The following is a 12,067-nucleotide window of genomic DNA, read 5'->3' as shown; positions in this document are numbered from 1 at the left end:
ACACTACGCGTCGTGCCACCCGAGCGCCGCAGCGACGATCGGCAGCGCGTCGTCTCCGGCGCGCGCCGTCCACACGCTGAACCCGCTCTCTGGAAAGACGAGTTCGGCCTCGCGCTCCACGACGGTGACGCCCTGTCTGCGCGCCGCCGCCACGACTTCGGCGTACGGGTGCCCGATCAGCTCCATGCCCCGGTGCACCACTTGCGCGGGCCGGGCCATGACGACGCGCGTCACGCGGCCTTCGGAGTCGTATCCGACAGCCGCACCCGCTGGCAGCCGTCCGCTGACGTTGCCGTCACCGTTGCCGTCAAAAACCCCAGAAGCCCACCGGAAATCACTCCGGTGGGCTTCTGGACGACAACCATTCCGTCAAACTCGATAAGCCGAGCTGGCCTTAAGTCGAGTGCCGACAATCAAGGTTGCGGGTAGCAATCGTAGAGCACTTCTGGCATGACTCCCAAGATGAGACTTTCCATCCCGCTGAGACCAATACCAAATCGCGCTAGCCAATCGGCCACGAGGTAGATCTCTCCCATGTCATCAAGACCAAGGAAATACCTGCCTTGATCGAGTTCACCAATCGGGAAAAGCGTCACCCCGATCAATTCACCCCACTCGCGAAATCTATCATCTTCTCCGAGTCCGAGTAGCGGATCAAGCTCGAAGGGTTCTCGCGTCCGCGAAATACCATAACCGCCATACTCGAAAGACAGGCCACCGAATTCAGAGAGGAATCTCTCGGCTGCCTCGTGCATGCTGAATCCAGAGCCCTCCAATCGGGCCCGCCAGGCCGACGTATCAACGCGCCGACCAGGCGTCCAACCTGCAAGCAGGAGCACCCGCTCCGCTTCTTCGGACAGCTCACTCACTTTAGCCACCTGTCAAGAAGTTGAGGTCGAAGTGCTCAGAAAGAGTCTTGCAGCTATCACACGGCCCTACCCCGAATCCATGCTTGGGGTGGCCAACGTCACCTCTGATCAACACCGCGGCCGCATCGGCTCCCATCGGACTCTCTCCGCTAAATAGCGCCTGCGAAAGACAGACAGCCAACCCGCATTGCCCATGACCGACACCACGGGCACCAGGAGCGACCGCATTAAGAACTGCCTGAACGGCCGGGTGTATGCGTGCCTTTGCTCCGCGGACACTACCACTCGCTATGACCCGCCCACTCGATAGCTGAATCGCTTCCGCGACTGCTGGTCTTGCTGCGGCGGGGCGAATGGACGCCGATGCATCAGCAACCCCCTGAGCTGCTTCTACCGCGCCTTCACCACAATTGTGAACGAGTACCGGAGTCTCGCCCGCCAGCACATAGTACGTGTGCGCGCTGGGCTGACGTCACCTGTATTTTCGCAGTTCAGCGGCATTCGGTACGTGCGCGGGTGTACGTGGAAGTGCCTTGCTGTGCACCCGTGTTGCCGTCGGCGTTGCCGTCAGACGGCTACGTGCGTGAGGTCGGTGGAGTGGGCTTTGATCGGTGTCCTGCCCGGGTTGGGGTCGGGCATGGTCAGGGGGCCGTACGCTGGCCCGGCAACTCGGGCAGGCTTTGCCCCTGCCCGGAATTTGAACGAGTGGCCCCCTGGCCTTGTCCGACGCGGGCCCCGGCCCGGGGAGGTGGGTAAAGCCCACGGAGCCGACCGACCCACCCACGAGCTGCGCACCGGCCAACTCCCCGCCGCTGCAACGCCGTCGACCTGGTGCTCGTCGTGCGGGTGCGTCCCGGCTTCTTCGCGCTTCCGGTCGTGCGCTGTGCTGTTTGCGCGGCCTGGTCGCTGGCCGGCCCGCGGTGGCGGAGCCGAGAGCGGGCCGGGTGGGCGGCCGTGCCGCGCGCGACCCGCGCCAGCGGGTCGCGTTGATGCAGTAAAGAAACTCTGAACAGCTCAGCCTCTTGGACCAACGCCTGCCAGCACCTGAAGAGCATCGGTGTCACCTCAGCCGACCCGCTGAGGAGACACCGGCGAGGCCGACATCGAAAGCGATCCGATGTCGGGTGGAAGATCATCCGCCATTAATGCCGTCAGCCGTTGCCGTCAGACGGACCAGACTGCCCCTTCGGAGGTTCGCAGCTTGGACACGCTAGACGTGGCGTTCCGCCAGAGTCTTGAGGGGGTCGGCCAAGTTGCCTAGATTCCTCACGGCCTTCCCAAGAAATCCGATAGCCGCGCTCAGCTCAATCCCGTCAACCATTTCCTCATGCAGAGCGAGTTTCCGTTCACCTAGCTCTCCGACCGCCTCGCCGAGGTCGGCTCGAATTTCAACAGATGTCGCGCATGAAGATTCCCCAATGAGGATGCTTGCGGCAATTTCAATCTCCTTGCAGTCTACAAAATCAAGGCCGACCGAAACGGTGAAACGATGCAGGGATGTGAATTCTACCGACTTCTCGATCGGCTCAACAAGAATTTGATGAACCAATTCAACGTCACTGCCAAAATTATATTCACGAAGAATCCTGCGAGAGAATTCAGTAAGCTCTTCGTGGAATTTTCCCAGACTCGCCAGGGTGCTGACTACGCCTTGCTGAACCTGCATCACTTGAGATATCTCCTGTAAATATCGAGACGCCGGCCCACCTAAGTGGGCCAGCGTCTCGCACGTCGAGTGGTGTGTTTACCAGGCCATGACCGTATGCACGACCCATGTCCCCTTATGGCCGTCAGTTCCCTTATTTACACGCCTAATAAGGAGCTGTAGATTGTATGCATCTGAGACATTTCCAGAGCTGTCGGCTACCCGGCCAATTGGGCTATTGAACCGTCCAGTGAGAGTCCTTTCGGCCCCATGAGAGTTCTTGGCAGCCCAGGCGTTGAGATTTACGCCAGAAAGTACGGAGTCGATACTTGCCTGGGCAGTTCCTGGCGTCAGGCTCGACGCTTTGCCGCCCTTGAGAGTGGGCGCCCTGTCTTTCAGTTGTTGATCCGACAGACCCACGTGATCCTTGGCGTGTCCGCCCGCGACGTCGTAGTCCTTGTCGATATTTCCGCAGTTGTGGACGAGGACAGGGGTGGTGCCAGCCAGCACATAGTACGTGTGGACGCCGTCGACGGTGAGGTTGTGGACTCGTTCGCTGCGGTGGCTGTCGTCGATCGCGGTGATCTGGGTCCAGGTGCCCGATGAGGTCTGGAGCCACATGCCTGGCTTGAGCTGCTGGGCCTTGACCCACTTGCCCGCGTCCGGGAGCCAGAAGAGGTGTGCCGAGGTTGAGGTGATCTTGCCCGGCTTGGCCTGGCCGTCCTTGCCGTCGGGGTCGACGGTGAGGGTGACCAGGTGCTTGTCGCTCTTGTGGTTACGGGTGTCGGTGACTTCGCGGGCCCTGGTGTCGCCCGTTTCCGGGTCGGTGGCCAGGACCTGCTCGCCGACGTTCAGGTCCTCGATGTTCTTGCTGGACCCGTCCGCCATCACCACGCGCGTGCCCGGCACGAAGCTGTTTTTGCAGCTCGGTGCCGCCTGCGGCGTAGCCGCTGGTGCATCCTTCGGTGCGGCCGGTGCTGCCTTCGCGGTGTCGGTCGCTGTGTCTGCGGCCTTCACCGTGTCGGCCACGTTGTCCGCGGCCTTCGCGCCGTCGGAGATGGCGTCGACGGCCTTGACCGTCTTGGACGCCAGTCGTGCCCCGGTAACCGCACTGCCCGCGAACGGGATCATCCCCGCCGCGGAGAGTCCGGCGTCGACCCAGTTGCCCTCGGCCGCGTACCAGATCGCGTTCGCACCGTCGGCGACCTCACCGATCACCGGCACCTGACCCGCGACATCCAGCACCGCGTGCCCGATGTCCGAGATCGAGATGTCGACGCCGAAGAGGTGACCGTCCAGCTCCACGAAGGCGATCGGGTTACCGCCCGCGAACGCGTACCGGTTGCCCGTGTACGGGTCGCTGCCCAGCGTCATGTCGGCCAGCGCGCCGTTGTACATGTCCCGCGTCAGGAACCGGTTCAGTCCCGGGTCGTAGTTGCGGAACCCCATGTCGTACGTACCCGACGCGGCGTCGTAGCGCTTGCCGTTGTACCGGTACTCGTTGTACGGCTCCGCCGCCGGGTTCTGGGCATCCGGTTTGTCGGCGCCGGTGAAGAGCCTCGACTCGTCCGAGCCGTACGCGGTGTACCCGTACGTCGCCCGGGTCGTGCCGTCGTCCTTCGTGATCGCCTCCACATCACCCTTGGGGTGATACGTGAACTGCGAGTACTCCTTGCTCCCGTCGTCCTTGTGCTTGATCTGCGTCAGCTGCTGACCCCACGGCGACCACTGGTAGGACTTCGTCGCCTTGCCCGCGACCTCCTCGCGCAGGACCTTGTTGTCCATGCCCAGATAGGTGAAGGCCGTGGTCTTGCCGCTCGTCCCCGACGTGGTCTGCGACTGCGTACGGTCGAAGGCGTCGTAGACGTACGAGGTCGTCCTCTCCGAACCGCCGCTGCCCGCGGTGTGCTTGGCCATCCGGTCGAAGCCGTCGTAGGTGTACTTCTCCTGCGTCGACCCGTTGGAGGACACCGTGTCCAGGCGGCCCAGCGGGTCGTAGTTGTACGTCGCCGCCACTGCGCCCGTGGTGTTCTTCAGCAGGCGATTGCGGTCGTACGTCGAGGACGTGGTGACGCCGCCGACCGTCTGGTTGACCACATTGGAGTTGGCGTCGTACTGGTACGACTCCGTCCCCGTGCCGTCACCGGTCTTGGTGACCTTCCTGATCCGGTCCTGCGGGTCGTACTCGAAGGAGGACACCGTGTCCAGGTACGCCGAGGAGTCGTCGGCGTTCATGAGCTTCGCGGTGTCCTTGGAGCGGTTCCCGTTCGGGTCGTACTCCAGGTCGTGCTGGGCGACCACCGCTCCGGCCGAGGTCTTCTCCAGCACCGACTTGGCCGGACCGTCGAGGAAGTAGGTGAAGTCGACGGTGTTGCCGTTCGCCTTCGTCTGCTTCAGCGGCTGGTTCCGGTCGGTGTAGGTCTGGGTGAAGATCTGCTGATTGCCGGCCGTCGGCGAATCGGCGTTGGTGACCTTCGAGATCTTGTCCCGGATGTCGTACTCGATCTTCGACCAGGTCAGATCGTGCGTGGAGCTGATGATGTTGCCGTTGACGTCGTAGTCCAGCGCGGTCGTGTTCTTGACCGCGGTGCCCGACATCTCGTCCACCTTCGACAGCTGGTTGAGCCCGTCGTAGGCGATGGCATAACTGTCGATCTTCGCGCCCGGGGCGAGGTCCTCGACCTCCACCAGGTTGGCGTTCGCGTCGTAGCGGTAGGTGAAGTCCTTCTTCTCGTTGTCGGTTTCGCCGGTGTTCGAGCGGACCAGCTTCACCGCGTCGGCGATCACCGTGCCGTTCGCAGCGTCCGTCAGCGTGATCTTCTGGGCGGCCGCCTCCGTGAAGGAGTACGAGCCCAGGGAGATCCACTCACCGGAGCCTGTCGACTGGTTGACGGTCTTGGTCACATCGCCGGTGGCGTGGGTGACCTTGAAGGAGGCGTCCGAAGCCGCGCCCGTCACGTCACCGTGCCGGACGAAGACCTCGTATGAACCGTCCTGCGGGATGTTGAGCTGCCACACGAACTGCGAGGTGCCGTCGCCCTTGGCGTGCGTACGGACGTCGTAGCCCCACTGGCCGGTCGCCTGGGACGCGTCCCAGGTTCCCTGAGTCGCGGTGTTGTTGATGTCCGTCGAGTCGACGAGCGCGACCTGCTTGCCGACCGGCACACCGTCGTCGGAGCGCGACCTCTGGTTGCCCGACGGGTAGAAGTCCCACGTCATCGTGCGCTGCGAGGAACCACCGGCCGAGGTCAGCGTGTTCTTCGTCTGCTGGCCCAGGTCGTTGTAGTCGTACGTCGTCGAGATGTCGAACGCATCCGTCGACGACTTCGTCCAGCCGTTGTCGAAGTAGGTGTACTTCGTGTCGTTGCGAACGGTCTGGCCCTGCGACGGTGGTGCGGACAGCCGCTCCAGCTGGCCGACCTCGTCATAGAAGTAAAACGTCTTGTCCGGACTCCCGGAGTCACCGTCGCCCGCCTTGAAGGGACTCAGCTGCTCCTTGACCCGGTTCAGTTCGTCGTACTTCGCCTCGGCGACATGGTCCGTGGCGTCGCCGGTGGTCTCGACGCCGCGCGGACTGACGACCTTGGTCTGGTTTCCGACCTGGTCGTACTCGAACTTCGTGGTCCGGTGAGTAATGGCACCGGAGCCGTCCTCCGAGTGCGGCACCTTCTGTTCGGTGAGCGCACCGCGCTCGTCATACGTCAGAAGGGTCTTGTTGTTCTCCGCGTCCGTGGTGGAGAGAGTGAGCGAGTCCTTGTCGTAGGTGGTCGAAGCGGACTTGCCCGCAGCGTCCGTGACCGAGAACGGCCGGTGGTTGAGGTCGTAATCGGCCTTGACCGTGAAGTCGTCCGGATCCGCCGAGGCGTTCTTCTTCGGATCGATCATCTTCACGACGTTGCCGACGTTGTCGTACACCGAGACCGCGGTGTCACCCTTGGCGTTGGTGACACGCGTCGGCTGGTAGATCTCGTCGTACGCCATCCTGGTGGTGTACGAGCCGGCCACCGCACCGGCCTCGTTACCCTTCGGCTCCGTCACCGACAGGACGTTGCCGACCTTGTCGTAGGTGCGGGTCGTCCTGCGTCCGGGGGCTCCGGCCTCGTCACCGGGCGCGATCGATTCGGTGATCTGGTCGGTGGCGTCGAAGACCGATGTCGACACCGCGCCCGAGGGCGAGGTGACCTTGGTGACGTTGTCGTTGGCGTCGTAGACGGGCGCGGGGACGGTGATGAACTGGTTGTCCGCCGCGCTCTTGGGTGCCTTCTGCTCCTTAGGCCGGCCGAAGGTGTCGTACGCCTGGGTCGTCTTCGCGCCCTTGGCGTTCACTGCCTCCTGGACCTGGCCTCGCTCGTCGTAGACGTATGTCGAAGCCTTGCCCAGTGCGTCCGTGATGGTCGCCGGGTAGCCGGTTGGGCCGAATGCGCTGTTGGTGGTCGGGTTGCCGTTGGCGTCAGTGGCCTTGGTGAGCTGGCCGTAGGAGTTGTACTCGTACTTCGTGGTGTAGTCGTCGACCGTTGTGGTGGCGACGCCCTTGGGGTCGGTGACCGACTTCAGGTTGCCGAACGTGTCGTAGCCGAACTGGTGCGTGCGGCCCTCGGGGGACGTCTTCCTGAAGATGTCGGCCGAGTAGCCGTCCACACGGGTCTGGTACTCGTACTTGGCTGCGTTGGCCGGGTAGGTGCCCGGGGCGCAGTCCGAGGACGGGGGTACGCCCGCCTTGTTGTTCTCGGCGTCACGCTGCCAGAGCGGGTAACCGGTCTTCTGGTCGTAGCAGTAGGCGGTCTTGGCGCCGTTGGCTTCTTCGAGGTAGGTGACGTTGTTGTCCGCGTCCCACGACATCTTCGTGGGCTGGGATTTGGCGTTGGTGATCTGGACCGGGCGGCCGAAGTCGTCGGTCACGTAGTCCGTGGCGTGGCTCTCCGCGTCGGTGAGCTTGGTGTCGGTGAACTTGGTGTTCGCCACATTGGGCTTGTACGCGAAGCCGGTGGTGAAGTTCTTGCGATCAGTGATCGTCTGTGTCCACCAGTGGTACTTCGGGTCGTCGCCCTCCTTCGGGTAGTAGTACGCCAGGCCGGTCGCGTTGCCCCGGGGGGCGGTGGCCTTGACCAGCTTGACGTTCTTGTTGCCCTGGGTGGCGTCGTAGGTGAACGTGAAGTTTTTCGGCGCACCGTTGGTGGAGCCGTCACCGTCGGTGAACTGTCCGAGCAGGCCCTTGGTGGTGTAGTAGAAGGAGATCTTGCGGCCCGAGATGTCCGTCATGGACTTCACGTGGTCGTAGATCTTGGGCTCGTTGAGGTTGGTGCCGGTGGCCTTGGCGCCGGTGTCGGTGATGTAGGTGTAGGTGGCGTCACCAGATACGACGCCGCCCTTGTTCTCGTATTTGCGGTAGTAGTCGACGGTCAGGGTGTTACGGCCGGCCGGGTCGGTGATGTACTTGAGGAACTTGGTCGGCTTGTTGTTGGACTTGCGCTCTTCGTAGGTGTACGTCTGCGTGTTGCCGTTCTTGTCGACGGTGGACGTCATGTAGCCGTCGCAGCCGAACAGGAAGCGGGTACCGTCCGGGCGCGTGAGTGTCCACGCGTCAGGGACGGGGTCCTTCGTCGGCTTGCAGTCCAGGCCCGACTTCATCGTGACCTTGTAGTGGACACCCGCCGGCGCCTTCCACGACTCGTCCGCCTGCTTGCGGAAGACGTGCGTGGTGCCGTCACCGTCCGGGAGCCTGAGCTCGGTCGGGTTCGGGTTGGGGTGGAAGTCCAGCGGTGCGCCGAGCCGGGTCGGGCCGGCGAGCTGGCCGGACCAGCCGTGGCCGAGGACGGTGTCCGAGGTGTCCTGCGTGTTGTACGCCAGGCGCGCGAAGGTGCTCAGCCCGCGGCCCGGGTTGCTGAAGGCGTTGTACGACCAGACGCTGTTGCCGGACGCCGTGTTGTTCATCAGCGACGAACCCGCGCCGGTGTTCTTGCCCGCGTACGAGTAGAACTTCTCCAGACCCAGCTGGTCCGAGGTCGGGTCCTCCACCGCCACGTTCTGCTTCAGCGTCGGGATGGCGCCGGTGCCTGCGGAAAGCCACGTGCCGTCGGAGACCTTCTTGATGTCCCAGCCGAGCACGTAGTCGTTGCGCTTGTTCCCCGAGTCGGAGTTGATCGGGGTCTTGACCTGCGCCTTGATCGTCGCCGACTTGCCCGGCAGGAGGGCAGGGATCGCGGTGGACAGCTGGTTGCCGCCGGTCGTCACGTCCGTGCCGTCGGGCAGCTTCCAGGTGTAGGAGAGCACCCGCTCACCGGCCGCCCACGCCGAGGCAGTGGTGTTGGTGACCGTGAAGTCCACCGTGTAGGTGGAGTTGGGGGTCATCCGGGCCGGGGTGGTCGGCGCGTAGTACGTGTCCTCCGTGGTGGCGTCGACGTAGATGACCTGCATGTACGGCCGCAGCTGCGGGTCGGAGGCTTCGGACGACAGGAACAGCGTGCGCTCCTGCGGGCCGGTGATGGTCTCGTCCTTCAGCTTGACCAGGACGCCCTTGTTGTTGGCAGGCGTCTTGACCCAGGACTGCATCAGTCCGGTGGCGTCCCACCAGTGACGCCCGACCTCGTCGGTGATCTGCGGGACGGTGTCGGAGACGGTGGCCGAGAAGTCACCGCCCGCGGTGGTCCACGGCGTCGTGGAGTTCGCGTTGTTCCACGTGGCCTGGGTCTCGGTGAAGTCCCGGGTCAGGGAGCGGAGTTCGTAGATCGCACCATTGGTCGTGCTGGTGGTCTCCGCGCCCCACATGTACATCTTGTTCTCCAGCACCGTGGCGGTGGTGGGGATGGATGTGGTGGGGAACTTCACGACGGCGCGGGTCTTGCCGTACGTGCCGGAGTTGTTGCCCACGCTCAACCAGGTCTGCGCCTTGCCGGAGACCAGACCGTCGTGGTTGACGGTCGGCTGCGTCGAGGACAGCGTGGTGTCGGTCTGGCCCGCCTGGATGATCTTCATCGTCCGGCCGGCCTTCGGGATGCCCACGATCCGGGTCGGCGACCCGAGCAGCTGCCCGTTCTGGGTCTTGACCGCGAGCTGGTAGTAGTACGACTTCCCGATCTCGCTGGAGGAGGAGTCGGGGGTCGGCACCGCCGTGGTGTCCGTGTACGTCGTCGTGGTCGACGCGATCGGGGCGATCAGCGTCGCCGCGGACGGGGTGAACGCCTGCTGCGTGGAGCGGTGCAGCTGGTACTCCACGATGTCCAGACCGCTGTCACCGCTGCCGTTGGCGTACGCCGGCCAGGAGAGCACCGGACCGGTGGAGTGGACCACGGTCGGCGAGTTCAGCGACGTGCCGACAGCCCCGTAGGTCACTGTCAGACGCGGGTACGTGGACGTTTCGTCGCCGTAGGCGTTGCCGTCGGCGGCCTCGTAGCGCGGGCCGCCCTGCGGCGCGGTGCCCGACTCGTCCGTGGCCTTGAGCACGAAGCCGTGGTTGACGGCCGTGCCCGAGACCCACTTCTGGACCGTGTCCGCGACGGGGAAGTCGTGCCACTTGTTGTAGTCCCAGGCGCCCTTGGTGATCGCGGCGGGGTTCACCAGCCGCACCGAGTCGGCCAGCGTACGGGTCGTGGCCGAGCCGGTGTCACCGAGGGCGATCTTCCCGGCGTTCCCCTTGGCGAAGCTGAGCTCCGCCGCGTCCAGGGTCTTCCAGACGCCGCCGGTGCCGGTCTGGTTGACCGTGTAGTTCTTGGTGCCGCCGTTGTGGGTGACCGTGTACGGGGCGGCCGTGGCCGCGTCCGCCGCCGCCGGGTAGTGCACGTCCACCCGGTACGTGTCGGTCTCCGGGACCCTCGGCTGCCAGGTGTACGACTCGCCCGTGAGCGCGTTCTTGTTGTAAGCGTAGTCGTCGTTGGTCGCCGCGCCGCCCGTGGTCGTGGATCGCGGCCACTCGCCGACCGCCGCCGTGCCGGCATCACCGTCGTCCAACTGCACCGTGGTGCCGGACAGTTCACCGACCAGCGCGCTGGTGTTGGACCACGTTGCGGGCGACGTGCCCGACTCGCTCCACGCCCCGGTGGCCCGGTGCGCCTCGAGGGCGACGACGTTGCCGTTGGTCGTGTGCGACTGGTCGTAGTACATGCTCAGCCGTGCCGCATCGACCTTCACCCCCGCCGGGACCTCGTTCAGCGGGAACTTGATCAGCGACCGGGCGATGCCGGTGCCGGTCTTGCCGACCGACAGCTTCCAGGTGTTGTTGAAGTTGGCCGCCGGCTGGTCCGACAGGACCATCGTGTCCTCGGACGCCGAGGCGATCGGCGTGATCGTGATCGTCGGGTCGATGACGACCGGGTACTGGCGTTCCTTCGCCGCAAGCCACTTGGCGTCCGGCGTGACGGTCAGCTTCCAGCCCTTGCCGTCGGCGTCCCGGATCAGCCTCTGGGTGACCTTGGTGCTGTACGTACCACCGGTGACCGACTGCGGATCCTTCTTGGCGTCCGTCATGTACGGAGCCGGGATCACCATCACCGCAGTGCCCGGAGCCTCGCCGAAGAAGGCGATCGAGCCGTCCTTGCGCGCCTTCGGCGTCAGACCGCCCTCGGTGTCCAGGGTGAAGGTGAACGACACCGGACCCGCCGGGCGTTCGGCGAGGACGATGTCCTCCTTCACCTCACCGTTGCCGACCCGGTACGACAGGTCCGCACCCACGACCGCGTCCTTGTAGACGACCCGGTCGTCCTTCGCCTCCGGCTTGAGCGCACCAGCACCGGTCAGGCCGAACGTGACCGCCCCGCCGCTCTCCGCCTCGAAACGCATGAACTTGCCGGCGTCGGAGCCGAACCAGCTCTTGCCGGTGTTCGCGGTGTTGGCGAAATCGAAGCCCTTGTCCTCGGTGGCGCGCACCGTGGTCTCGATCGGCTTCCACGTTTTCCCGGACCTGTACGAGGTCGGTCGCCGTCAGCTCGGCCTCGATCCGGCCGTCCGACAGCTGCCAGAAGCGCGCCTGCGACGTGCGCTTCCCAGTCAGCTCCTTGACCCGCTTCGCCTTCGGAAGCTTCTCGCCCTTTGCCAGCTTCTCCCGGCTCGGTATTTCCAGCTTTCCGCCGACCGGCGGCTTGGCCAGTTCCCTTTCTTCGTCGTCGTCCGAAAACCAGCCCCTGACCGTTTCGACAACACCTTTTCCGTCGTCTTCCTTGGGTGCCGGGGCGGCGTAAGCCACCTGCGGTAACGCAGTACCTGCGACCGCCGACACCACAAGGCAGGAAATGAGTCTCCCGAGCCTTACTTTCACAATGCCCTTTCTGGGGCGGCCCTTTCCGTGGAACGTGGGCACGCCAATCAAACCGACCTGAAATTTCAGGTCGGCAGTGGGGTGAACATGCGTCACCCCTGGCCAGGGGCATTGGTGATATTGAGTCAGGTCGGCCGGGCGGCGTCAACCCCGCGGACATTCGGGGACGAACGGCGGCCCGATGGCGGATGGTTTCTCCCCTTTCTTCCGGTCGCTTGCGCTGCTGTTTCGCCGTGGTGTATAACCGCCCGGTTCGAATTCCGCCCACTCACCGAAAGCCGGGCTCTGCCATGCCAGCCAGCGAAT

5 protein-coding genes are annotated in these 12,067 nt (G+C 64.4%); all 5 read right to left on the bottom strand.

Translation table 11 applies throughout. The annotated features are described in order from the left end of the window. Positions 1-3: 3 nt before the first annotated feature. Positions 4-234: a hypothetical protein gene (locus OH809_RS34800; RefSeq protein ID WP_406516025.1), complete on the bottom strand. Its 231-nt coding sequence runs from the start codon at positions 232-234 to the stop codon at positions 4-6. Between the two features lie 179 nt (positions 235-413). Beyond that, a complete protein-coding gene (locus tag OH809_RS34795; protein WP_406516024.1) occupies positions 414-869 on the bottom strand; it encodes an SUKH-3 domain-containing protein in 456 nt (151 codons plus the stop codon). 1 nt (position 870) lies between these two features. Continuing rightward, positions 871-1,314: a YwqJ-related putative deaminase gene (locus OH809_RS34790; RefSeq protein WP_406417583.1), complete on the bottom strand. Its 444-nt coding sequence runs from the start codon at positions 1,312-1,314 to the stop codon at positions 871-873. 765 nt (positions 1,315-2,079) lie between these two features. Next, positions 2,080-2,538, bottom strand: a complete 459-nt coding sequence (locus tag OH809_RS34785) for a hypothetical protein (protein ID WP_406417585.1) — start codon at positions 2,536-2,538, stop codon at positions 2,080-2,082. A 75-nt stretch (positions 2,539-2,613) separates the two neighbouring features. After that, positions 2,614-11,373 (bottom strand): DNRLRE domain-containing protein, encoded by an 8,760-nt coding sequence (locus OH809_RS34780; RefSeq protein WP_406516023.1) that lies wholly within the window; start codon positions 11,371-11,373, stop codon positions 2,614-2,616. Between the last annotated feature and the right edge of the window lie 694 nt (positions 11,374-12,067).

Origin of the sequence: Streptomyces sp. NBC_00873 (assembly GCF_045207415.1) — a bacterium.
In the GTDB taxonomy this organism is placed as follows: Bacteria; Actinomycetota; Actinomycetes; order Streptomycetales; family Streptomycetaceae; genus Streptomyces.
Note: the sequence above shows the minus strand (reverse complement) of the source record. Positions and strands in the feature narration are given on the sequence as shown.